At 67.6% G+C, this 20,459-nt stretch carries 25 protein-coding genes; 15 read left to right on the forward strand and 10 right to left on the reverse strand.

Annotated elements, in window-relative coordinates; translation table 11 throughout:
* Window positions 1-34: 34 nt before the first annotated feature.
* Both BUB76_RS09295 and BUB76_RS09300 read left to right on the forward strand, forming a co-directional pair.
* The gene (locus BUB76_RS09295; RefSeq protein ID WP_073128629.1) at window positions 35-667 is read left to right on the forward strand and encodes a DUF2062 domain-containing protein; all 633 of its coding nucleotides are present in this window, start codon (window positions 35-37) and stop codon (window positions 665-667) included.
* A complete protein-coding gene (locus BUB76_RS09300) occupies window positions 660-1,406 on the forward strand; it encodes a pyridoxine 5'-phosphate synthase (protein ID WP_073128505.1) in 747 nt (248 codons plus the stop codon). The genes BUB76_RS09295 and BUB76_RS09300 overlap by 8 nt, the downstream gene beginning before the upstream one ends.
* Before the next feature lie 156 nt (window positions 1,407-1,562).
* Here the strand turns inward: BUB76_RS09300 and BUB76_RS18340 are convergent, their stop codons facing one another.
* The 6 genes from BUB76_RS18340 to BUB76_RS09330 all read right to left on the reverse strand — a co-directional run bounded on the left by BUB76_RS18340 (window position 1,563) and on the right by BUB76_RS09330 (window position 4,853).
* Window positions 1,563-1,754, reverse strand: coding sequence for a DUF2268 domain-containing putative Zn-dependent protease (locus tag BUB76_RS18340; RefSeq protein ID WP_073128506.1), 192 nt, complete (start codon window positions 1,752-1,754; stop codon window positions 1,563-1,565).
* On the reverse strand, window positions 1,670-2,215 hold the full coding sequence (locus BUB76_RS09310; protein ID WP_073128507.1) for a DUF2268 domain-containing putative Zn-dependent protease: 546 nt from the start codon (window positions 2,213-2,215) through the stop codon (window positions 1,670-1,672). Before BUB76_RS09310 ends, BUB76_RS18340 begins: the two co-directional genes overlap by 85 nt.
* Before the next feature lie 137 nt (window positions 2,216-2,352).
* A complete protein-coding gene (locus tag BUB76_RS09315; RefSeq protein ID WP_073128508.1) occupies window positions 2,353-2,853 on the reverse strand; it encodes a DUF6505 family protein in 501 nt (166 codons plus the stop codon).
* Between the two features lie 73 nt (window positions 2,854-2,926).
* Window positions 2,927-3,601 carry a biotin/lipoate--protein ligase family protein gene (locus tag BUB76_RS09320; protein WP_073128509.1) on the reverse strand — a complete coding sequence of 225 codons (675 nt, stop codon included), beginning with the start codon at window positions 3,599-3,601 and terminating at the stop codon, window positions 2,927-2,929.
* A complete protein-coding gene (apbC, locus tag BUB76_RS09325) occupies window positions 3,598-4,665 on the reverse strand; it encodes an iron-sulfur cluster carrier protein ApbC (protein ID WP_073128510.1) in 1,068 nt (355 codons plus the stop codon). The genes BUB76_RS09320 and apbC overlap by 4 nt, the downstream gene beginning before the upstream one ends.
* The gene (locus BUB76_RS09330) at window positions 4,662-4,853 is read right to left on the reverse strand and encodes a DUF6494 family protein (RefSeq protein ID WP_073128511.1); all 192 of its coding nucleotides are present in this window, start codon (window positions 4,851-4,853) and stop codon (window positions 4,662-4,664) included. Before BUB76_RS09330 ends, apbC begins: the two co-directional genes overlap by 4 nt.
* Window positions 4,854-4,946: 93 nt before the next feature.
* Here BUB76_RS09330 and BUB76_RS09335 point away from each other — a divergent pair, with 93 nt between their 5' ends.
* Window positions 4,947-5,660, forward strand: coding sequence for a hypothetical protein (locus BUB76_RS09335; protein WP_073128512.1), 714 nt, complete (start codon window positions 4,947-4,949; stop codon window positions 5,658-5,660).
* A gap of 68 nt (window positions 5,661-5,728) precedes the next feature.
* On the opposite strand, the gene BUB76_RS09340 is transcribed toward BUB76_RS09335, so the two are convergent.
* Window positions 5,729-7,675: a 4Fe-4S binding protein gene (locus tag BUB76_RS09340; RefSeq protein ID WP_073128513.1), complete on the reverse strand. Its 1,947-nt coding sequence runs from the start codon at window positions 7,673-7,675 to the stop codon at window positions 5,729-5,731.
* A gap of 191 nt (window positions 7,676-7,866) precedes the next feature.
* On the opposite strand from BUB76_RS09340, the gene BUB76_RS09345 reads away from it, so the two are divergent.
* The 9 genes from BUB76_RS09345 to BUB76_RS18265 all read left to right on the forward strand — a co-directional run bounded on the left by BUB76_RS09345 (window position 7,867) and on the right by BUB76_RS18265 (window position 16,498).
* A complete protein-coding gene (locus BUB76_RS09345) occupies window positions 7,867-8,418 on the forward strand; it encodes a DUF3305 domain-containing protein (protein WP_073128514.1) in 552 nt (183 codons plus the stop codon).
* A complete protein-coding gene (locus tag BUB76_RS09350; protein WP_073128515.1) occupies window positions 8,415-9,023 on the forward strand; it encodes a DUF3306 domain-containing protein in 609 nt (202 codons plus the stop codon). The genes BUB76_RS09345 and BUB76_RS09350 overlap by 4 nt, the downstream gene beginning before the upstream one ends.
* A complete protein-coding gene (locus BUB76_RS09355; protein WP_073128516.1) occupies window positions 9,020-9,643 on the forward strand; it encodes a TorD/DmsD family molecular chaperone in 624 nt (207 codons plus the stop codon). Before BUB76_RS09350 ends, BUB76_RS09355 begins: the two co-directional genes overlap by 4 nt.
* Before the next feature lie 17 nt (window positions 9,644-9,660).
* Window positions 9,661-9,852: a twin-arginine translocation signal domain-containing protein gene (locus BUB76_RS09360; RefSeq protein WP_073128517.1), complete on the forward strand. Its 192-nt coding sequence runs from the start codon at window positions 9,661-9,663 to the stop codon at window positions 9,850-9,852.
* A 35-nt stretch (window positions 9,853-9,887) separates the two neighbouring features.
* Window positions 9,888-12,848, forward strand: a complete 2,961-nt coding sequence (locus tag BUB76_RS09365; protein WP_073128518.1) for a formate dehydrogenase subunit alpha — start codon at window positions 9,888-9,890, stop codon at window positions 12,846-12,848.
* A gap of 14 nt (window positions 12,849-12,862) precedes the next feature.
* Window positions 12,863-13,456 (forward strand): formate dehydrogenase FDH3 subunit beta, encoded by a 594-nt coding sequence (gene fdh3B, locus BUB76_RS09370; protein WP_073128519.1) that lies wholly within the window; start codon window positions 12,863-12,865, stop codon window positions 13,454-13,456.
* A 122-nt stretch (window positions 13,457-13,578) separates the two neighbouring features.
* On the forward strand, window positions 13,579-15,033 hold the full coding sequence (locus BUB76_RS09375; RefSeq protein WP_236737891.1) for a formate dehydrogenase subunit gamma: 1,455 nt from the start codon (window positions 13,579-13,581) through the stop codon (window positions 15,031-15,033).
* Window positions 15,034-15,041: 8 nt separating this feature from the next.
* Entirely contained in the window at window positions 15,042-16,367 is a 1,326-nt protein-coding gene (locus tag BUB76_RS09380) for a c-type cytochrome (RefSeq protein ID WP_073128631.1), read from the forward strand.
* Window positions 16,364-16,498, forward strand: coding sequence for a hypothetical protein (locus BUB76_RS18265; protein WP_269085821.1), 135 nt, complete (start codon window positions 16,364-16,366; stop codon window positions 16,496-16,498). Before BUB76_RS09380 ends, BUB76_RS18265 begins: the two co-directional genes overlap by 4 nt.
* 9 nt (window positions 16,499-16,507) lie before the next feature.
* Here the strand turns inward: BUB76_RS18265 and BUB76_RS09385 are convergent, their stop codons facing one another.
* Both BUB76_RS09385 and BUB76_RS09390 read right to left on the reverse strand, forming a co-directional pair.
* Window positions 16,508-17,203, reverse strand: coding sequence for a glutathione S-transferase family protein (locus BUB76_RS09385; protein ID WP_073128520.1), 696 nt, complete (start codon window positions 17,201-17,203; stop codon window positions 16,508-16,510).
* 131 nt (window positions 17,204-17,334) lie between these two features.
* Complete coding sequence (locus BUB76_RS09390; protein WP_139250834.1) at window positions 17,335-17,826, reverse strand: hypothetical protein; 492 nt, start codon at window positions 17,824-17,826, stop codon at window positions 17,335-17,337.
* A 315-nt stretch (window positions 17,827-18,141) separates the two neighbouring features.
* Between BUB76_RS09390 and mscL the strand changes: the two genes are divergently transcribed.
* Window positions 18,142-18,579 (forward strand): large conductance mechanosensitive channel protein MscL, encoded by a 438-nt coding sequence (gene mscL, locus BUB76_RS09395; RefSeq protein WP_073128522.1) that lies wholly within the window; start codon window positions 18,142-18,144, stop codon window positions 18,577-18,579.
* Window positions 18,580-18,681: 102 nt separating this feature from the next.
* Window positions 18,682-19,377 carry a PAQR family membrane homeostasis protein TrhA gene (gene trhA, locus BUB76_RS09400; RefSeq protein ID WP_073128523.1) on the forward strand — a complete coding sequence of 232 codons (696 nt, stop codon included), beginning with the start codon at window positions 18,682-18,684 and terminating at the stop codon, window positions 19,375-19,377.
* Here trhA and cobO read toward each other — a convergent pair.
* Window positions 19,374-19,982: a cob(I)yrinic acid a,c-diamide adenosyltransferase gene (gene cobO / locus BUB76_RS09405; RefSeq protein WP_073128524.1), complete on the reverse strand. Its 609-nt coding sequence runs from the start codon at window positions 19,980-19,982 to the stop codon at window positions 19,374-19,376. The genes trhA and cobO overlap by 4 nt on opposite strands.
* A gap of 98 nt (window positions 19,983-20,080) precedes the next feature.
* Here cobO and BUB76_RS09410 point away from each other — a divergent pair, with 98 nt between their 5' ends.
* A complete protein-coding gene (locus BUB76_RS09410; protein ID WP_073128525.1) occupies window positions 20,081-20,419 on the forward strand; it encodes a hypothetical protein in 339 nt (112 codons plus the stop codon).
* Window positions 20,420-20,459 lie beyond the last annotated feature (40 nt).

Consider the following 20,459-nt stretch of genomic DNA (forward strand, 5'->3'; position numbering starts at 1 on the left):
CCGCGTGTTCAAACGCCGCCAACCCAGGTCGACGATGGCCGCCATCGGGCGCGCGCTGTACCCGCGCGGCGGCTGGTGGCGGGCGGCGCGTTACATGGTCTACCGGCTGCGCCGCCTGCCGGACCCGGCCTACAAGATCAGCCGCGGCATCGCCGCCGGGGTCTTCACCAGTTTCACGCCGCTGTTCGGCCTGCATTTCTTCATCGCCGCCGGGCTGGCCTGGATCATGGGCGGCAATGTCGTCGCCTCTCTGCTGGCGACCTTCGTGGGCAACCCGGTCACCTTCCCCGTGATCGCGGGCGCATCGGTCGAACTGGGCGCACGGTTGCTGGGCCAGGATCACGCGCTGCCGCTGAACGCGACCTTCGATGCGTTCAGCCGCGTCTCGGTCGAGCTGTGGTCGAACCTCAAGGGCGTCCTGACCGGTCGCCCGGTGGTCTGGACCGGGTTCGAGCATTTCTTCAGCAACGTCTTCATGCCCTACCTGGTGGGCGGCGTGCTGATCGGCACGGTGGCCGGGGTCGCGTCCTATCTCATGTCGCGCCCGGTGATCTCGGCCTACCAGAAGGCGCGGATCAAGCGGTTGAAGAAAAAGTTCGAAAAGCAGCGCCGGATCGCGCAAGAAGCGGCGGCGAAGCGCATGAAGAAGGAGGCACGCGATGGCTGACAGGCTGCGACTGGGTGTGAACATCGATCACGTGGCGACGGTGCGCAACGCGCGGGGCGGCACGCTGCCCGATCCGCTGCGCGCCGCGCGCATGGCCGAGGCCGCGGGCGCCGACGGCATCACCGCCCACCTGCGCGAGGATCGGCGCCACATCTCGGACGCCGATATCGACGGGCTGATGGCCGCGCTGACCGTGCCGCTGAATTTCGAGATGGCGGCCACGCCCGAGATGCAGGCCATCGCCCTGCGTCATCGACCCCACGCCGTGTGCATCGTGCCCGAACGGCGCGAGGAGCGGACGACCGAGGGCGGGCTCGAGGTCGCCAAGGACGAGAACCGGCTGGCCCATTTCATCGCGCCGCTGCGGGACGCGGGGTGCCGCGTGTCGATCTTCATCGCGGCCGACCGTCCCCAGATCGAGGCCGCGCACCGTATCGGCGCGCAGGTGGTCGAACTGCATACCGGTGCCTATTGCGACGCCCATGCCGAGGGCCGGATCGAGGACCGCGACGCCGAGATGATCCGCATCCGCGACATGGCCGCCTTCGCCGCCGAACTGGGGCTCGAGGTGCATGCGGGCCACGGGCTGACCTACGACACCGTGCCGTCCGTCGCCGCGCTGCCGCAGATGGCCGAGCTGAATATCGGTCACTTCCTGATCGGCGAGGCGATCTTTCGCGGGCTCGAACCCGCCATCCGCGAGATGCGCGGCATCATGGACGCGGCGCGGACGGCGTAGGAGCTATCGAGGCTGCTGGCCCGCAAGAGTGTGAAGGTAATGAAAGCGTTTCGGGCCCCGGGACCCTTGGTCCGCGTGTGGCTCTTATCAACGCATGCTGCATACCAAACGATTGGCGACGAGCCGCGATACTTCGGTTCGCCGTTTGTCAGCGTGTTACCTTTGATTCATGACTCTTTCGAGTACGTCACGAAACCTATTCGCCTCGGCATATACCAACGTGGCCGGCGTCTCGTAGGGATACTCCCGCAAAAACTCCCGAACTAAGGAATACCCAAGGGTGTAGCCTCGCCATGCTGGCTCGGTTCCAAAGAACCAATCTGCATGATCGTATTCCAGATCCCCCAAGCTGCCGATGCGTCACGGGCCGATTGCGCGAGCTCGTCGGCGTCGAGTGCCCTTTCCCACTTTTCCGGAGGACTGCCATAAAGCTGTTGTGCGAAGTGACCTGCCAACCCTTCGGTGACAAGAGCTTCGCCCAATGTGCGTCCATATCCGGGCCCGTGCCAACGAAGGACATGATGCAATTCGTGAACGATTGTTCGCTCGAGAGGTTCGCCCAAGTTTCGCGCGCATTGCGGATTATCAGGGTCGAACGTCAGTTGGATCATGTCGCCGGTGGGGGCGTATCCCATGAAGCCCAGGTGAGCGATTGCGCGGCCAGGCCAAGCCTGCACGACAATATCCAGATCAACCGGGTCAGTCACGGTCTCTGCCTGCGCTTGCGCCCTCTGAATAGCGTTCTCGATCGGCGTGACGAGGCCATCGAACTTCCCCGAGGCGTTGGCAATATGAATATTCCAAGTCATGAGGCCATCACTGTACCTGACCCGCTTTCTCGTCGTCGCGACAGGAGCGGACCTTCGCACATCGATGAGGAAAGCCGCTTTGTTCACCGAGCGCACTCCAAGACGCAGCACGGATCCAGGCGAACGACAAACTCGCCCTACCTCAGGTCCGGCGGCTCCAGCCCGTCCGTTTCGCCGTGCACTGCGAACTGCATGAGGTCGGCCTCGGGCGGCTCGATCGCGCGGAAGCTTTCGCGCACGCCCGCCTCGGTCAGCTCGCGCGTGACCGCCAGCAGCGTGTTGGGCGGATGGCCGGAGCACAGCTCGGCCATATCGTCGATCTGTTGCCGGGCAACGGGCCGCGCGGCGTCGATGTCGGGGGCGCCGTAGTGGCTGACGAAATGGCGCGCCAGCATGTCGGCCAGCGTGTCCATTTCGGACGGCTCGACCTTGGTCACCGCCACGAAGCTCACGCGGCCGAAGGTCTCGACGCCCAGCCAGCCATTGGTGAACGCCTGTTTCGCCTTTCCCGCCAGGTCGGCCTCGGACCAGTCCGAGAACTCGAACCCGCCGGGGATGCACCATTCGCCCGTGCGGGCGGGGGCGTGGAACACCTGTCGGTCGCTGTCGTCGAAATGGATCGCGCGGGCGAGTTGCATGGGGCGGGGTCCTGCTGTGACGTCGGTCGGATGGCCGGGCCAGTGATATGGGTATTTATCGGAAAGATGAAGGTCAGGGCGTGCGCACCAGGCTGGTCAGCGGCACCGCCGAGGTGCCCGCGTCGGTCTTGACCAGCTTCGAGAAACGTTCGTCGACACCGAGCGCGCCGTCGCCCATGTCGCGGACGAGTCCCTCCCATTCCCGGTGCAGCGCCCGCAACTCGCCGTCCTGCCAGCGGTTCAGCCAGACCAGCGTGTGGCGCACCCAGGCTTCGAGCAGGGGAAGCGGCTCGACCTCGCCACAACCCTCGGCATAGAGCGCGGTGCGATCGGGCGCGGCGCCCGCATCGTCGCCTTTGGGCAGAAAGGCCAGGTCCAGCGTCACGATCAGCCAGTCGGGCACCACATCCGCGTCGGTGGCCGGCCCGATCAGCTTCAACGCGCCGCAGCGGCCGCCATTGACGAAGATCGTGCCGTCCCAGCCAAGCTCGACGGCGACCTCGGGCGGGGCCAGCGCGCCCAATGCGTTCTGGAGGCCCACGCCGCAGACGGGCAGGGCGAGCGCGCAGTCGGCCAGCGGCTCTTCGGGCGCGAAGACGATGGCCGCCGACAGGTCCCCGCCGGTGGGGCCGTAGACCACCGTTCCACCGTCGCAGCCCGCGCGCGCGGCCCCGATGGCCGTGTCGACCACCGGGCCTTCCGCCGCGAGGGCGGTGAAAAGCGGCGGAAGGCTGGGAGTGGGCGTCATGCGCGGCCGTCGGCCACCAGCCGCCGGGCGAGATCACGGAAGACCTGCGCCTGCGGGCTGTCGGGTTGCGACACCACGATGGGTGCGCCGCCATCCGACGAGGTGCGGATGTCCAGGTGCAGCGGGATTTCCGCCAGCAGCGGCACGCCCAGCTTCTCGGCCTCGCGGGCGACGCCGCCATGGCCGAAGATATGCTCTTCGTGGCCGCAATTGCTGCAGATATGGGTGCTCATGTTCTCGATCAGCCCGTAGATCGGGGTCTTGAGCTGGTTGAACATGTCGATGCCCTTGCGCGCATCCAGCAGCGCCACGTCCTGCGGCGTCGACACGACAAGCGCCCCGTCCAGCCGTGCCTTCTGGGCCAGCGTCATCTGCACGTCGCCGGTGCCCGGCGGCAGGTCCACCAGCAGCACGTCCAGCGCGCCCCACTGCACCTGCATCAGCATCTGCTGAAGCGCGCCCATCAGCATCGGACCGCGCCAGACCACGGCCTGGCCTTCGTTGGTCATCAGGCCGATGGACATCATGGTCACGCCGTAGTTGCGCATGGGCAGGATGGTCTTGCCGTCGGGGCTGGCGGGCCGCCCGGACACGCCCAGCATGCGCGGCTGCGACGGGCCGTAGACATCGGCGTCCAGCAGGCCCACGCGCCGCCCCTCGGCGGCCAGCGCACAGGCGAGGTTCGAGGCCACCGTGGACTTGCCTACGCCGCCCTTGCCCGACGCGATGGCGATCAGGCGGTCGACGCCCGGCACCGGCTCGGGACCCGCGGGCTGCGCCTTGCGGGACGGCTTCAGGTCCGGCGGCGTGTCGGGCTTGGAATGGGCGGTCAGCACGACCGACACGGTCTCGGCCCCGGGCAGGGCCTTGATCCGCGCCTTGGCATCGGCGCGCACGGGCTCGTAGGCCTTGGCCGCCGACGCGGCGATCTCCAGCACGAACCGCACGGTTCCGCCATCGACGGTCAGGGCGCGCACCACGCCGGCAGACACGATGTCCTGCCCGGTGGCGGGGTCCTTGATATCCTTCAGCGCCGCGAGAACGGCGTCACGCGTCAGGCTCATGCCTGCCCCTTGATCTGGCCGGTGACCACGTGTTCGAGATCGACGCCGTCGATGGTCAGGACGACCTTGGCGTTGTAGACCTTGCCGGCGGTGTCGTGGTCGCGCATGGCCTGCTCGATGGCCTGCTGCGAGGTGACGCCCACCTGTTTCAGGAATTTCCGCATCGACATGTTGAACTCTTCGTCCATCGCTTCCGCCCTCCCGTGGCGCTGTCGGATTGATCGTTGACCGAGGTAGGCTGCGGCCCCTAGCGTTGCAAGCGCAACCTGAACGGGGGCCCGATGCGTGCCATCCTCGCCATCGTCGCGACGATCTGCCTGGCCGCGCCCGCGGCGGCCGAATTGCGCGTCGCGGTGCCAGACGCGCTGGCGCAAAGCGGTGTGCTGGACCACCTTTTGCCGCGCTTTTCGCTGAAGACCGGCGTCCGGACCGAGCAGGTGCGCGAGGGCGCCGCGGCCGAGGGGCGGTTCGGTCTCGAGGGCACGCCGGTTCTGCGGGGCGGTGGACAGGTCTGGCACCTGGATGGCGAGGACGAGGATCTCGACAGGCTGCTGGACTGGTTCCGTTCCGATGTGGGCCGTCGCACCATCGCCAGCTTCGAGGGCGCCGATTTCGCCGCACCCGAACGGGCGAGAACGGTGGCCGCGGCACCGCAGGTCACCGGCGACGCGGCGGCGGGCGCGGACCTGTCGTTGAAGCTTTGCGGACGCTGCCACGTGGTGGGGCCGGTCAACAGGATGAAAGGGCTGGGCTCGACCCCGTCGTTCCGCGTGCTCCGGGGATTGCCCGGCTGGCAGGGGCGGTTCGCGTTGTTCTTCGTGCTCGCGCCCCACGCGGCCTTCACGCAGGTCACCGACGTGACCCCGCCGTTCGACCCGGCCTATCCGCCGCCCATCGTCCCGATCGAGCTGAGCCTCGAAGACCTCGAGGCGATCACTGCCTTCGTGGCCGAGATGTCACCCGCCGACCTGGGCGCGCCCATCCAGGCGCGCTGATGCGCGGCGCGCCGCGGGCGACGGGCAAGCCCATGCCTCACCCTCACGAATTCGCGGCCCTCGCCGGATCAGTGATCCTTGCGGTCGGTGTAGTAGTCGGCGGTCGACCGGGGCTTCGGCCGCTCGCCGGCGGCGAAGGGATTGTTCTGCGAATGGTACTGCGCGTTGATCCGGCAGGTGTCGCACATCTGGATCATGCGCGCGGCCTGCGGGTTGGAGAACATCGAATGCTTGCCGGCCAGCTTCTCGGTGATTTTCTCGACCGTCGATTTCACGCCGAAAAGCGCGCCGCACTCGATGCAGGCGAAGGGCTCTTCCTCGTTCAGGACCTCCTGCCGCAGCGCCGAGTCGGCCAGGTTCAGCCGCGGCTCGAGCGTGATGGCATCCTCGGGGCAGATATTGGCGCAAAGGCCGCATTGCAGGCAGGCGTCCTCCTGGAACAGCAGCTGCGGCAGGTCGGGGTTGTCGCCCAGCGCGCCCGACGGGCACAGCGACACGCAGGACAGGCACAGGGTGCAGGCATCGGTGTCGACCAGCACCGCGCCGTAGGGCGCGCCCTCGGGCAGGGAGAGCGTCTCGGAGCCGTGCAGCGCCTTGGCGGCCAGCCGGGTGATCTGGCGGCGCGATCCCATGGGCAGCACCGGCTTGCGCTCGACCTGCGGTGCCGCGCCCAGGGCTTCGGGCAGGGCATCGGGGTCGGCCACGTCCAGCAGGCGCAGCGCCGCGTCGCCGCCGATGGCGCGGGCCAGCGCGGCCTCGTGCTCGGCCGTCGGGCGTTCGGTCTTCGGCGCCAGCAGCAGCGAGACGTCGGTGAACCCGCAGGCCAGCGCGCCCAGCGCCTCGGCGTGGCCGAAGGCGTTCAGCGACGGCATGGCGAAGGGGATGACATCGGCGGGCAGGCCCGCGCCGTGGCGGGCGAGAAGGCCGATCATCTCGGCCCCGAACGCGTCATCATGGACCAGCAGGCGCGGGGCGGTGCCGCCCGCCTTGCGAAAGGTTTCGGCCAGCGTGGACAGGCGGCGGAACACCGAATCGACAGGCGGGGCGTCGAAGCTGACCGCGCCCGAGGGGCACAGGGACGAGCACGCGCCGCAGCCCGCGCAGATCATCGGGTCGATGCTGACATGATCGCCCGCGGGCGTGATCGCACCGGTGGGGCAGGCGTCGAGGCAGCGGGTGCAGCCGGTCTGCTCGGCCCGGGAATGGGCGCAGAGTTCCGGCGACAGGCGGACGTGCAGGGGCTGCTCGAACGTGCCGGTCATCTGCGCCGCGTCGAAGATCACGTCGGCCACGGCCTCGGGGCGGCCGGGATCGGCGCGGAAATATCCCTCGCGCTTGTGGTGCGCGGGAAACAGGGGCGTGGCACCCGACAGGTCCACGATGATGTCGCATTCCGACCGCGCACCGTCGCGGGGTTCGGACATGGTCATTGGGCCGCGTCCGCCCGCGATCACCTGCGCCAGACCGTCGATGGTCACCGCGAAACCGCCCAGCGCGCCGGTCGCGTTGCGGATCCGGCCATGAACGGTGTCGAAGTCGCGCGTCTCGGGCGGCGGGGCGGCGTCGGTCAAAAGGCAGGTGACGGCCAGGCTGCGCGCCAGGCGCTCGGCCGCGGGCAGGGCGGTGGCGGCATCGCCGATCACCAGGCAGGTGCCGGTGCTTTCCACGTCCATCACGCGCGGGGCGGGGATGGGCAGCAGCGCCTCGGCCAGCAGGGCGGCCTGCTTCGGGGTCGGATCGGCCGGATCGTCGCTCCAGCCCGCGCGGTCGCGCAGGTCGATGCAGGCGGGGGTGTCCTGCTCCATCGCTTCGGCCAGCGCCTCGAAGGTCGGCCGCTCCTGCGCGCAGGCGATCACCACGTCGCCCGCGCCCATGGCTGCCTCGACCGCGCCGATCTCGTCGCCGCAAAGAAAGCTGTGCACCTTGGAACAGGGAAGTCCGCTGGCCCGCGACAGCGCGTCGGAATCCAGTTTCTGCGATCCCAGGCAGTCACACAGCATCACGGTCTTGGTCATCTCGGCCCCCCTTCGGTGCTCAGGCGCGACAGGCTAGGGCCAAACAGCGGCAGTCTCAATCACGGAAGCCAGAGGATCGGCCTACGACCAAAGTCGTATCCTTTCTATCGCCCGGATGTTCGAATATGGATGGTATACAACCGGGTGCAGCCAGCCCGTGCAAAGCTTTAGTCTTTCGATCAGGAGTTTACGTGTCGCCAAGCAAGCGATCACTCGAACTGTCTCTGGGCGTCGTCATACGGCGCCTGCCCGGCGTGACTCGCTGGGCCAAGTGGTCTTGGAAGGCCATCGCCGTGCTGCCCGGCTCCGATCATGGCGCCTGGAAGGTCCTGCGCGAGGAGGATGGCGCGACCGAGTTCCACGCGGGCACGCTGACCCTGTCGCTGCATGCCGGAGAGACCGAGGCGTATATCCATAATCTCACCGCGAAGGAGCCGTCGATCTACGTCATCATGCGCCACCGCGCGGGTGATCCGCCGCTGGACCTGGTGCTGGTCACCGCCAGCCCCTACGAGGCGCAGGATTACACCGACAACGGCGAGGATATCGTCGAGCGGGTGCCGCTGCCCGACGCGCTGCGCGGCGTCATCGCCGATTTCATCGACCGCCACCACGTCGAAGAGCCGTTCGTGAAGCGCAAGCGCGACCGGTCGCGTGTCGACCGGGTCGAGGATGGCCGCGGCGACCCGCGCATCAAGCAGACGGGCGATGTCTACCGCGCGCCCCGCAATGTGGTGTCATGAGCGCGCGCTCCGATTTCTGGTCGCGCCGTCGCGCTGCGGTCGCGGACCAGGACCGCGCCGAGACGCGGGCCCGCGAAGACGCCAAGGTCGCCGAGGAGCAGGCCGCGCTGGCCGAGCGCCCCGAGGAGGAAGTCCTTGCCGAGCTTGGGTTGCCCTCGCCGGAAAGCATCTGCTCGGGCGACGACGTGAAGGCCTTCATGGCCAAGGCCGTGCCGGATTACCTGCGCCGCCGGGCGCTGCGCACGCTGTGGCGGTCGAACCCCGTTCTGGCCTGTCTCGACGGGCTGAACGATTACGACGGCGATTTCACCAACGCGGCCACCGACGCCCCCGGCGTGCAGACCGCCTACCGCGTGGGCAAGGGGCTGCAGAAGCATCTGGACGAACTGGCGCGGCAGGCTTCGGCGGACGAACAGGATGACGACCTGACGCCGGAAACCGCGCCCGAGCAGTCTCTGGATGAGGGCGCGACGGCTGGCGAGGACGTGGTTGCAACCGCGCCAGCGCCGGAAGAGACGCCCGAAACCGACGCGGCGGACGACACACCCGCCGACGCCCCGCGCCCGCGCCGCATGGCGTTCCGCTTTGACGGGGGCGCGGCATGAGCGACCAGGTGACCATGCAGGACATTGCTTCCGAGGACCGGCTGCGCGCCGATCTCTACAATTATCTCGGCCTCATGCTGGCGGCCCCGCCCAACGACATGCTGCTGGCGCAGACCGCCGGGTTGTCGGGCGATTCCGAGACCGACCTGGGCCGCGCCATCGCGAGCCTTGCGAAGGTCGCCCGCGTGACCAAGCCCAAGGCCGTGGTGTCCGAGTTCAACGCGCTTTTCATCGGCCTCGGCCGGGGCGAGCTGCTGCCCTATGCCAGCTACTACCTGACCGGTTTCCTGAACGAAAAGCCGCTGGCCAGCCTGCGCGCCGACATGGCGGCGCGGGGCATCGCCCGCGCGCCCAACGTGTTCGAGCCCGAGGACAACATCGCCTCGCTCATGGAAATGATGGCCGGGCAGATCATGGGCCGCTTCGGACGCCCCGCGACCGTGGCCGAGCAGAAACAGTTCTTCAACAAGCACATCGGCCCCTGGGCCGTGCACTTCTTCTCCGACCTCGAAGCGGCGAAGAAATCCGTGCTTTACGCCTCGGTCGGACAGGTCGGCCGGGTGTTCATGGAGATCGAACGCGAAGCGTTCCGTATGAGCGCGGGGGACGCCCCGCAATGAAGCAAGGGAGACGAGTGATGAGCGACGACAACAAGACCGGCACCAGCCGCAGGGGCTTCTTGAAACTGGCGGGAACCGCCGCGCCGGCAGCCGCCGTCGCCGTGGCCGCGGGGGGCGACCGGGCCGAGGCCCAACCGGTCGATCTGTCCTCGGACAAGATGCAGGACACCGCGCATACCCGCGCCTATCTGGACAGCGCCCGCTTCTGAGCGACCCGCGCCCGTAAATTGGGGAGGAGACTGAAATGCTTCGCAAAAAAACAAACAGCGTCTCGCGCAGCGCGCGTCCGGGGGGCATCGTTGCCGCCGCGGCCGAGGCCCGCGTCGATCGCCGCGGCTTCCTGCGCGGCTCGGGGCTGGCCATCGGCGGTCTGGCCGCCATCGCCGCGACCGGCGGGACCGTCACGCAAGCGACGGCGCAGACCGCGGCCAACACCGCCGTGGAGACCGTGAAATCGGTCTGCACCCATTGCTCGGTCGGCTGCACCGTGATCGCCGAGACGCAGAACGGCGTCTGGACGGGCCAGGAGCCCGGCTGGGACAGCCCCTTCAACCTGGGCGCCCACTGCGCCAAGGGCGCGGCCGTGCGCGAGCACGCCCATGGCGAACGCCGCCTGAAGTACCCGATGAAGAAGGTCGGCGGCGAATGGCAGCGCATCAGCTGGGACGAGGCCATCAACGAGATCGGCGACCAGATGCTGTCGATCCGCGAGGAAAGCGGCCCCGACTCGGTCTACTGGCTGGGTTCGGCGAAGCATAACAACGAACAGGCGTATCTCTTCCGCAAGTTCGCCGCCTACTGGGGCACCAACAACGTCGACCACCAGGCGCGGATCTGCCACTCGACCACCGTGGCGGGCGTGGCGAACACATGGGGCTACGGCGCCATGACGAACAGCTACAACGACATCCACAACTCGAAGGCCATCTTCATCATCGGCGGCAACCCCGCCGAGGCGCACCCGGTGTCGCTGCTGCACGTGCTGAAGGCCAAGGAGCAGAACAACGCGCCGCTGATCGTCTGCGATCCGCGCTTCACCCGCACCGCGGCCCACGCCGACGAGTACGTGCGCTTCCGCCCGGGTGCGGACGTGGCGCTGGTCTGGGGGATCCTCTACCACATCTTCGAAAACGGGTGGGAGGACAAGGAATTCATCCGCACCCGCGTCTGGGGGATGGACCAGATCAAGGAAGAGGTGATGCGCTGGACCCCCGACGAGGTCGAGAACGTCACCGGCGTGCCGGAAAGCCAGGTCAAGCGCGTCGCGCGCACGCTGGCCAACAACCGTCCGGGCACCGTGATCTGGTGCATGGGCGGCACCCAGCACACCAACGGCAACAACAACACCCGCGCCTACTGCATCCTGCAGCTCGCGCTGGGGAACATGGGCGTCGCCGGCGGCGGCACCAACATCTTCCGCGGCCACGACAACGTGCAGGGCGCGACCGACCTGGGCGTCCTGGCCGACACGCTGCCCGGCTACTACGGCCTGTCGGACGGCGCCTGGGGCCACTGGGCCCGCGTCTGGGACGAGGATCTGGACTGGCTCAAGGCCCGCTTCAGCGAGGCGACCTTCAACGACCAGCCCATGCGCAACCTGAACGGCATCCCGGTGTCGCGCTGGATCGACGGCGTGCTGGAAGACCCGGCAAACCTGGACCAGCCCGCCAACACCCGGGCCATGGTGCTGTGGGGCCACGCCCCCAACTCGCAGACCCGCATGACCGAGATGAAGACGGCCATGGAAAAGCTCGACCTGCTGGTCGTGGTGGACCCGTACCCGACCGTTTCGGCCGTGCTGCATGACCGCACCGACGGCGTGTACCTGCTGCCGGCCTCGACCCAGTTCGAGACCTACGGTTCGGTCACTGCGTCGAACCGGTCGCTGCAATGGCGCGAGAAGGTGGTCGACCCGCTGTTCGAGTCGCTGCCCGACCACGTCATCATGAAGAAGTTCGCCGACAAGTTCGGCTTCTCGGACCGGATCTTCCGCCACATCGAGGTCAACGGCGACGAGCCGCTGATCGAGGACATCACCCGCGAGTTCAACAAGGGCATGTGGACCATCGGCTATACCGGGCAGTCGCCCGAGCGGATGCGCATGCACATGCAGAACCAGCACACCTTCGACCGCACCACGCTGCGCGCGAAGGGCGGCCCGGCCGATGGCGACTTCTACGGCATGCCGTGGCCGGCCTGGGGCAACCCCGAGATGAACCACCCCGGCACCGCGAACCTCTACGACATGTCGATGCCGGTGGCCGAAGGCGGCCTGACCTTCCGCGCGCGCTTCGGCGTCGAGCGGGACGGCGACAACCTGCTGGCCGAGGGCGTGGCCAGCGTCGGGTCGGAGATCCAGGACGGCTACCCCGAGTTCACCATGCAGATGCTGCGTGACCTGGGCTGGGACGGCGACCTGACCGACGAGGAGATGAAGCAGATCGAGTATGTCGCGGGCTTCCGCGACCGCACCGACGGCGTCGTGGGCGAGACCACGTTCACCGGCGAAGTCCCCTCGGACTACGAAGAGCGGACGGGTGCGGTGAACTGGAAGACCGACCTGTCGGGCGGCATCCAGCGCGTCGCGATCGCCCATGGCTGCGCGCCCTTCGGCAACGCCAAGGCCCGCGCCGTCGTGTGGACCTTCCCGGACCCCGTGCCGATCCACCGCGAGCCGCTTTACACCAACCGCCGCGACCTGGTCGAAGCCTACCCGACCTACGAGGACAAGAAGTTCTGGCGCGTGCCGACCATGTACAAGTCGATCCAGGAGAACGACTTCAGCCAGGATTACCCGATCATCCTGACCTCGGGGCGCCTGGTGGAATACGAGGGCGGCGGCGACGAGACCCGGTCGAACCCCTGGCTGGCCGAGCTGCAGCAGGACATGTTCGTCGAGATCAACCCGCGCGATGCCAACAACCTTGGTATCCGCGAGGGCGGGCAGGTCTGGGTCGAGGGCCCCGAGGGCGGCAAGGTGCTGGTCATGGCGATGATCACCGAGCGGGTGGGCGAGGGCGTGGCCTTCATGCCCTTCCACTTTGGCGGCATGTACCAGGGCGAGGACCAGCGGTCGAAATACCCCGAGGGGGCCGACCCGTACGTGTTGGGTGAATCCACCAACACCGCCCAGACCTATGGCTATGACAGCGTGACCCAGATGCAGGAGACGAAAGCCACTCTCTGCAAGATCTGGGCGGCTTAAGGGAGGAAAAGACGATGGCAAGAGCCAAGTTTCTCGTCGATGCCGAGCGCTGCATCGAGTGCAACGCCTGCGTCACCGCGTGCAAGAACGAGCACGAGGTGCCGTGGGGCATCAACCGCCGCAAGGTGGTGACCATCCAGGACGGCCAGCCGGGTGAACGCTCGATCTCGGTCGCCTGCATGCACTGCTCGGACGCGCCGTGCATGGCCGTCTGCCCGGTGGACTGCTTCTACCAGAACGAGGAAGGCGTGGTCCTGCACTCGAAGGACCTGTGCATCGGCTGCGGCTACTGCTTCTACGCGTGCCCCTTCGGCGCGCCGCAATACCCGCAGGCCGGCAACTTCGGATCGCGCGGCAAGATGGACAAGTGCACCTTCTGCGCCGGCGGACCGGAGGAAAACAACTCCACCGCCGAGTTCCAGAAATACGGCCGCAACCGGATCGCCGAGGGCAAGCTGCCCATCTGCGCCGAGATGTGCGCCACCAAGGCCCTGCTGGCCGGTGACGGCGACGTGGTGTCGTCGATCTACCGCGAGCGCGTCGTCGCGCGCGGCTTCGGCTCGGGCGCCTGGGGCTGGGGCACCGCCTACGAGCAGAAGGGCGGCTGATCCGCAGCCCCGCCTTTCGGCCATGAAACCGGGGCGGCCCTGCGCGCGAGTGCGGGGCCGCTTCCTTTCCCGTCCCGCGTCCCGGGACGGATGACCTGCAGTTTCCCCAGGGGGCCCGCAAAATGCGTCTTCTTCGTTCCGCTCTCGTCTTTCTCTGCCTCGCTGCCGCTCTGCCCGCCGTCGCGCAGGACCGTCCGCTGGGCGATGCCGCGCTGGCCGACCGCGACCAGCCCTACCGCACACCCGCCGGAACCTCGTCGGTGCGCCCGCCCGAGGAAGGATCGCGGGATATCCTGCCCACGACCGACACGCCGGAATTGCCGGGCGAGGTGACGATGGAAACGCCCCTGCGCGACGCGTCGGAGGAGTTCGACACCCAGGGCGGATCGTCCGTGCGCCCGCCCGAGGACACGGTCTACGAGGACGCGCCCCTGTCGGTGCAAAGCCGTCCCGAAACCGGCGGTGCGCAAACGCTGGAAGACATCCTGGCCCGACAGCGCGGCGAGATCATCGACGAGGATTTCCGCAACAACCCCGACGCCGTCGGCACCGCCCCCGGCGCCGACATGGCGGGTGTGGGTGAGCTGGGCGCGCTGGGCGGCACCTCGGATTCCGAGCTCTGGCGCGCCATGCGTTACGACGCGCAAGAGCTGACCGTGACCGCCCGCGGCCCCGCCGCCGGCGTGCTGATGCAGGATGGCGGCATGGCCTGGTTGCAGTTCCGCCAGGGCCCGCTTCTGAAATGGGGCGGCATCGCCCTGGCCGCCATGGCCGGTCTCCTGCTTCTTTTCTACATCATCGCCGGCCGCATGCGCATCGACGGCGGCAAGGACGGCTCGACCATCACCCGGTTCCAGGGGGTCGAGCGGTTCGGCCACTGGCTTCTGGCCGGATCGTTCATCATCCTGGCGATCACCGGCCTGTTCTCGCTGGCCGGGCGCACGCTGCTGATCCCGGTGATGGGCAAGGAGGCATATGCCAGCATCGCGGGCTTCAGCAAGTTCGTGCACGACAACATCAGCTGGGCCTTCATGATCGCGCTCGTGCTGATCTTCGTCATGTGGGTCTGGGAAAACCTGCCCGACCGCACCGACTGGACCTGGATCAAGATGGGCGGCGGTTTCCTGACGAAGCATCACCCGCCCGCGAAGAAGTTCAACTTCGGCCAGAAGATCGTGTTCTGGTCGGTGATCGTGCTCGGCACCTCGATCTCGATCTCGGGCCTGTCGCTGCTGTTCCCGTTCGAGCTGCAGCTGTTCGCCCCCACCTTCGACAAGCTGAACGGCCTCGGCATCCCGCAGGTCCTGGGCTTCGGGCCGCTGGACACCGACCTTGCCCCGCACGAGGAAATGCAGCTGAGCCAGCTGTGGCACGCCATCGTGGGCTTCGCGCTGATGACGCTGATCCTGGCGCATATCTATATCGGCTCGGTGGGCATGGAGGGTGCGTTCGCCGCCATGGGATCGGGCCAGGTCGACGAGGCCTGGGCCGAGCAGCACCACTCGATCTGGGCCGAGGAGCAGAAGGCCAAGGAACGGGAAGGCACCGGCACCGGGGCGGCGACCCCCGCCGAGTGAGCCCGCCGGTGCGCGCCCTTGCCCTGACGCTGGTCTGCGCCGCGCTGCCGCTGGCGGCCGATCCCGCGCGGCTGTCGGGGCATGGCGGCCCGGTCATGGACGTGGCGGTGTCGCCCGGGGGGCGCGTCGCCACGGCAAGCTTCGACAACGCGGTCGGGCTCTGGTCCGGTGACGATCCGCGCTGGCTGGACAGCCACGCCGCCGCGGTGAACGCGGTGCTGTTCCCCGGCGCGTCCGCGGTGTTCTCGGGCGGCGACGATTTCGCGGTGCGCCAGTGGGCGCCGGAAACGGGTGCGTCCCAAGTGCTGGGCCAGCATCGCGGCAAGGTCTCGGCCCTGGCCCTGTCGCCCACCGCGCCGCTGCTCGCCTCGGCCAGCTGGGACGGCACCGTTGCGCTGTGGAAGATCGCGGCAGGGGGGGCGACCCAGCCTTCGCAAGGCGACGACGCTATCGTGCTTCGCGGGCACGACCAGGGCGTGAACGACGTTGCCTTCTCGGCCGACGGCACGACCGTTTACACCGCCTCCGCCGACGGGACGATCCGGGCCTGGGACCCCGGGACCGGGGCCGAGACGCGGGTCATCGCGCGGCACGGGTTCGGGGTGAACCGGCTTGTGCTGGGGCCGGGCTGGCTGGCCTACGGCGCAGTGGACGGGGGCACGCGGCTGGTGTCGCCCCTGACGGGCGAGCTTCTGGCCGACTTCACGGCCGAGCGGCGTCCCATCCTGTCGCTGGCCTACAGTGACGCGGCAGGTCTGCTGGCCGTTGGCGACGGCGAGGGGTTCATCATGGTGATCGACACCGCGACCCGCGGCGTCGCCCACGATTTCCGCGCCGTGTCGCGCGGCCCGGTCTGGGCGCTGGCCTTCTCGCCGGACGGATCGCGCCTGTATTCCGGCGGACTGGATCCCGACCTGCTGGTTTGGAACGTGGCCGAGCTCGAAGACGCCGTCCCGGCCACCACGGCCGAGCGGGCGAGCTTCCTCCGCGACCCCGAGACCATGTCGAACGGCGAGCGGCAATTCATGCGCAAATGCTCGATCTGTCACAGCCTGACGCCCGACACGGCGCGCAAGGCCGGCCCAACCCTGCACGGCGTCTTCGGTCGCCGCGCGGGCACCGTGCCGGGCTACGTCTATTCCGAGCGCCTGGACGGGTCGGACATCACCTGGACGTCCGAGACCATCGACGCCCTGTTCGACCAGGGCCCCGATCATTATATTCCGGGCTCGAAGATGCCCATGCAGGTCATCGCCAAGCCCGGTGACCGCGCCGACCTCATCGCCTGGCTTCAGACCGCCACGGCGACCCCCGATCAAGGAGACCAACCGTGAAAGCCTTCGTTCTTGCCGTCGTTTGCCTGGGCCTGATCACCGCCGCGGCGCCGATCCTGCTGGAAGACATTTTCGGCGACAGCTCGGCCGCGGTCACGGCCAGCGACAGTGTCCGCCTGCCCGAGGACTGATCGCCCGCACTAGCCGGCGTCGGGCACGTTCAGCCCGCGCTGCACCGCGGGGCGTGCCATGAAGCGGTCGAAATAGGCGTTCACGCGCGGGTAGTCGGCCCAGCCGACCATGTCCTTCGCGCCGTAGAACTCCAGCGCGCCCAGCCACGGCGCGATGGCCATGTCGGCGATGGAATACTCGCCCGCCACCCATTCGTAGCCCTCGAGCTTGGTCTCGAGCACCGACAGCAGGCGCTTGGCCTCGTTGATGTAGCGTTCGCGCGGGCGGGGATCCTCGATGTCCTTGCCGCCCAGCTTCACGAAGAAGCCCAGTTGCCCGAACATCGGGCCGAGACCGCCCATCTGCCATTGCAGCCAGGTGATCGTCTCCCACCGCTGGGTGCCGGTGCCCAGGAACTGGCCCGACTTCTCGGCCAGGTACATCAGGATGGCGCCCGACTCCCATATGCCCAGCGGTTCGCCGCCGGGGCCGTCGGGATCGATCAGCGCGGGGATCTTGTTGTTGGGGTTCAGCGACAGGAACTCGGGCGATTTCACGTCCGCATCCTTCAGCGTGACCAGGTGCGGTTCGTAGGGCAGTCCGGTTTCCTCCAGCATGATCCCCACCTTGCGCCCGTTGGGCGTCGGGTAGGAGTAAAGCTGGATCCGGTCCGGGTGGCTGGCGGGCCATTTGCTGGCGATGGGAAAGTCGGCAAGCGTGCTCATGGCATGTCCTTTTGCGTCTGCGTTGCGCAGACACCTAGGATGCCATGCCGTTTGCGACAGGTCAGGCGGCGCGCAGAAGGCCTGCGCGGATGCAGGGGGCCAGGGGCGGCGATGCGCCCCCGGCACGCCCCCTAGAAGTTCGCGCCGCAGCCCCGCGCCAGGGCGCGGCTGGCGATCCGCGCGCTGTCGACCGAGAACGCCGTGGTGTAATAGACGGCTCCCAGGATCTTCAGTCCCGACGTGATCGAGCGTTCGGCCGTGCCCATCTGCGCGAGCAGGTCCATGGGCATTTCACCGGTCACCGAAAGCTGCCCGCCATCGGCGCTGTCGGTCTTGCCCGACAGGATGAAATGCTTGTTGTCGTCGACCTGCACCACCAGGTTCAGCGACGTGGTGTCCATCAGTTCGGCCTGGCCGAGTGCGACCTTTTCCGGTGTCGAGAAGCGCGCCACCGGCACGTCATCGGCGTTGCATTCCAGCGATAGCCCGAAAGAACTGCCGTCTTCCCGCTGCGCATACAGGGGAACCGTGTCGAACGTCCCCCGGTGCGTGCTGAGCATCCAGTGTCCGAACGCCGGCGCGGTCAGCGCCACCAGCACAGAGGCGAAACCCACTAGTTTCATGATTCTATCGTCCCCAAACCCCAGTTCGAAGCATTCTGCTCCGATAGGCCGGTCGATGGATCTGTGTACCGATCCGGCCACGTCGGGGCACGCCGTGCGGCGGCCCGTCCGTTCTAGCGTCCCGTCGCAAGCTTCTGCGACGCGGAATACGCCCTATGGTAGCGGCAAAAGCGGAAAATGTTTGGCAACACGCTGTCAAAATGGGATTTTATCGGTGTCCGTGGCGACGAAGCGACGAAGCGGATGCCTTTGTCTCGTCGTCTGGGCCAGTGTTCGGCCATGGATGTCAGTATGTTCAACCTCTAGGAGACCGGCATGATCGGTGAATTCAAGGACTTCATCGCCAAGGGCAATGTCATGGACATGGCTGTGGGCATCATCATCGGCGCGGCGTTCACCGCGATCGTCAGTTCGCTGGTGGCGGACCTCATCAACCCGTTCATCGGGATCTTTACCGGCGGTATCGACTTCTCGAACATGTTCGTCGTGCTGGGTGGGGGAGAATACGCCTCGCTGACCGCCGCGCAGGAGGCCGGCGCCGCCGTCTTCGCCTATGGCAGCTTCATCAATGCCGTCATCAATTTCCTGATCGTGGCCTTCGTGGTCTTCATGCTGGTCAAGATGGTCAACCGCGTGAAGGAAGCGGCGGTCAAGCCCGACGATGTCGCCCCCGAGGTCCCGACAGGCCCCTCCGAGCTGGATATCCTGATCGAGATCCGCGATGCGCTGGCGGCCGATCGAAAGGCGTCCTGACCACCCGGACGACCGGCGGCGTGGCGCAGGGTGCCGCGCCGTCACCACACCTTTCCGTAGTCTTTCATTTACCGGTTACGATTTGAGGTTATCTTCGGTGGCATGACCAGGCTTCAAAGATATTGCCCGCGCTATGCCGTCGAGCGTCGCACCGACGCGGCGGTGCATTACCTCGGGCTGGGCCTTGCCTTGGCGGCCGTGCCGACGCTGATCGTGCTGGCGGTCCTGCGGCGGGGCGATGCGCCCACCGTGACCGCGGTCACGGTCTACGGGCTCAGCCTGGTGGCCATGCTGGGCGCCTCGGCCATCTACAACATCACCGGACGCCATCGCTGGACCAAGGTTCTGAAACGGCTCGATCATTCCGCGATCTACCTGAAGATCGCGGGCAGTTTCACGCCGCTCGTGGCGCTGACCGGCGGGGCGGGCGCGCCCTTCCTGGCCGGACTCTGGGGCGCCGCGCTGGGCGGAACGTCGCTGAAGATGCTGGCGCCCGACCGCATGCGCTGGCTGGGCCTCGCGCTCTACCTCGGGATGGGCTGGGTCGGCATGTGGCTGGGCTGGGACGTGTTCACCGCGCTCAGCCCCGCGGGGATGTGGCTGATCGCGCTGGGCGGCTGTCTCTACACGCTGGGCGTCGTGTTCTTCCTGTGGGAACGGCTGCCCTATCACACGACCATCTGGCACAGCTTCGTCCTGGTGGCGAGCGGCCTGATCTATGCCGCCATCACCGTCGAAGTGCTGCGCGAGTTCGAGCCCGAGCTGATCGCCGAGACCATTGCCCCGGTGCTCTTCTAGAACTCCACGCCCACCTGCGCCTTGATGCCCGACCGGAACGGGTGCTTCACCAGCTCCATCTCGGTCACGAGATCCGCGGCCTCGATCAGGTCGGGATGCGCGTTGCGCCCCGTCAGGACAACGTGGGTCATGGGCGGCTTGTGATCGCGCAGGAACGCCAGGACCTCGGCCAAGTCGAGATATTCATAGCGCAGCGCGATGTTGATCTCGTCCAGCAGGACCATGCGGTTGGTGTCGTCCGCGATCAGTTCGCGCGCCTTGGCCCACGCGGCCTGCGCCATCTCGGTATCGCGGGACTTGTCCTGCGTTTCCCAGGTGAAGCCCTCGCCCATGGTGTGAAAGGCGCAGACATCCTGAAATTTCGACAGGATCAGGTCGCGCTCGCCCGTGGACATGCCACCCTTGATGAATTGCACCACCGCGCAGGGCATTTCGTGGGCGATGCAGCGGAAGATCATCCCGAAGGCGGCCGAGCTCTTGCCCTTGCCCTTGCCGGTATGGACGATGATCAGCCCCTTCTCGTCGGTCTTGGTGGCCATGATCTTGTCGCGCGCGGCCTTCTTCTTGGCCATCTTCTGGGCGTGGCGGTCGGGATCGTCGCTCATCGGGGGCTCCTTTCGTGACGGGGGCAACCTGACGCCCCGCGCGCGGCTGCGCAAGCGCGTTCAGGGTTTGTTAACCTTGGCGCGGCAGGCTGTGTGCCATGCGCTGGTTCGTGATCTTCCTGTCGGTCGCGGCTTGCGACAGTCCGTCGCTCGAATTCGCGCGGGCGCCGGTGACGCGGGTGGCGGTTGGCGACATGGTGTTCTCGGTCCGGGTGCGCGGCGAACGGGCCGAGGCCATCCGCACCTCGCGTCACCTTCTGCCGCGTGAAGGCACGGTGCTGCACCACGCCGAGGTGGCGATCGAGCGTGCCAGCGGGTGCCGGGTCAAGTCACTGGACGCCGATCAGGCGATCCAAAGGGCCACGTTGGACTGCGACGATGCCCCGGACGATCCGGCCCCGTTCGAAGGCCGCGTGGTGGTGTTGAAGCGGTACTGATTTCGAAGGCTTAGGTGGGCAGATGCCTAGCGAAAGTGAG

The organism is Palleronia salina, assembly GCF_900141995.1.
In the GTDB taxonomy this organism is placed as follows: domain Bacteria; phylum Pseudomonadota; class Alphaproteobacteria; order Rhodobacterales; family Rhodobacteraceae; genus Palleronia; species Palleronia salina.

Bases quoted from the DNA above. Each gene is read 5' to 3' on its own strand.
- fdh3B (WP_073128519.1), top strand. From the start codon at position 12,863: ATGGCAAGAGCCAAGTTTCTCGTCGATGCCGAGCGCTGCATCGAGTGC.
- BUB76_RS09365 (WP_073128518.1), top strand. From the start codon at position 9,888: ATGCTTCGCAAAAAAACAAACAGCGTCTCGCGCAGCGCGCGTCCGGGG.
- BUB76_RS09330 (WP_073128511.1), bottom strand. From the start codon at position 4,853: ATGGACGAAGAGTTCAACATGTCGATGCGGAAATTCCTGAAACAGGTG.
- BUB76_RS09310 (WP_073128507.1), bottom strand. From the start codon at position 2,215: ATGACTTGGAATATTCATATTGCCAACGCCTCGGGGAAGTTCGATGGC.
- cobO (WP_073128524.1), bottom strand. From the start codon at position 19,982: ATGAGCGACGATCCCGACCGCCACGCCCAGAAGATGGCCAAGAAGAAG.
- BUB76_RS09355 (WP_073128516.1), top strand. From the start codon at position 9,020: ATGAGCGACCAGGTGACCATGCAGGACATTGCTTCCGAGGACCGGCTG.
- BUB76_RS09335 (WP_073128512.1), top strand. From the start codon at position 4,947: ATGCGTGCCATCCTCGCCATCGTCGCGACGATCTGCCTGGCCGCGCCC.
- BUB76_RS09350 (WP_073128515.1), top strand. From the start codon at position 8,415: ATGAGCGCGCGCTCCGATTTCTGGTCGCGCCGTCGCGCTGCGGTCGCG.
- BUB76_RS09295 (WP_073128629.1), top strand. From the start codon at position 35: ATGGCCGCCATCGGGCGCGCGCTGTACCCGCGCGGCGGCTGGTGGCGG.
- BUB76_RS09385 (WP_073128520.1), bottom strand. From the start codon at position 17,203: ATGAGCACGCTTGCCGACTTTCCCATCGCCAGCAAATGGCCCGCCAGC.
- mscL (WP_073128522.1), top strand. From the start codon at position 18,142: ATGATCGGTGAATTCAAGGACTTCATCGCCAAGGGCAATGTCATGGAC.
- BUB76_RS09360 (WP_073128517.1), top strand. From the start codon at position 9,661: ATGAGCGACGACAACAAGACCGGCACCAGCCGCAGGGGCTTCTTGAAA.
- BUB76_RS09390 (WP_139250834.1), bottom strand. From the start codon at position 17,826: ATGAAACTAGTGGGTTTCGCCTCTGTGCTGGTGGCGCTGACCGCGCCG.
- BUB76_RS09375 (WP_236737891.1), top strand. From the start codon at position 13,579: ATGCGTCTTCTTCGTTCCGCTCTCGTCTTTCTCTGCCTCGCTGCCGCT.
- trhA (WP_073128523.1), top strand. From the start codon at position 18,682: ATGACCAGGCTTCAAAGATATTGCCCGCGCTATGCCGTCGAGCGTCGC.
- apbC (WP_073128510.1), bottom strand. From the start codon at position 4,665: ATGAGCCTGACGCGTGACGCCGTTCTCGCGGCGCTGAAGGATATCAAG.
- BUB76_RS09320 (WP_073128509.1), bottom strand. From the start codon at position 3,601: ATGACGCCCACTCCCAGCCTTCCGCCGCTTTTCACCGCCCTCGCGGCG.
- BUB76_RS09300 (WP_073128505.1), top strand. From the start codon at position 660: ATGGCTGACAGGCTGCGACTGGGTGTGAACATCGATCACGTGGCGACG.
- BUB76_RS09410 (WP_073128525.1), top strand. From the start codon at position 20,081: ATGCGCTGGTTCGTGATCTTCCTGTCGGTCGCGGCTTGCGACAGTCCG.
- BUB76_RS09340 (WP_073128513.1), bottom strand. From the start codon at position 7,675: ATGACCAAGACCGTGATGCTGTGTGACTGCCTGGGATCGCAGAAACTG.
- BUB76_RS09315 (WP_073128508.1), bottom strand. From the start codon at position 2,853: ATGCAACTCGCCCGCGCGATCCATTTCGACGACAGCGACCGACAGGTG.